Genomic DNA, 496 nt, shown 5'->3' on the forward strand with positions numbered 1-496 from the left:
GCGCGGAAACGCTCGAAAATTTCTTGGCGGATTTATTTGTTCATTGTTTGGATTATTTTTTTATTGGCGCAGCAATTATAGTGAAATCATGTTGATACGGCTACTTTAATTAAACAAGGCCGTCTGAAGTTGTTTTCAGACGGCCTTGTTTTATAAAAGCATTGCTATTTTAAATGCTGTTTACTTCTTACTCAAAGTCAGTCCTGTCCAGCCACACACCAGCGTCAGAGCCAAGCTCAAGTAGCAGAAGAAGGCGTAAGGCAGATATTCCCAAACGGGCACACCCAAGGCATGGCTGATAAATACGCCGCAGACGCTCCAAGGCCCCAACGGGTTGATGACAGTACCCGCATCTTCAAGCGTACGGGCAAGGTTGCGCGAATGCAGCCCAAGCTTGTCATAAACCGGCTTAAAGGTTTCGCCGGAAAGCAGAATACTCACATATTGCTCGCCAATAAGGAAGTTAACACAAACCGATGTCATGGCCACGCTGAAA

Annotated in this window: 1 protein-coding gene; it reads right to left on the bottom strand. The window is 45.8% G+C overall.

The annotated features are described in order from the left end of the window. Positions 1-180: 180 nt before the first annotated feature. On the bottom strand, positions 181-496 hold a 316-nt coding region (locus ACTHTY_RS11630), incomplete at its 5' end, for a Na+/H+ antiporter NhaC family protein (RefSeq protein WP_440367782.1).

Origin of the sequence: Neisseria sp. P0019.S002 (genome assembly GCF_051957155.1) — a bacterium.
GTDB lineage: Bacteria > Pseudomonadota > Gammaproteobacteria > Burkholderiales > Neisseriaceae > Neisseria > Neisseria perflava.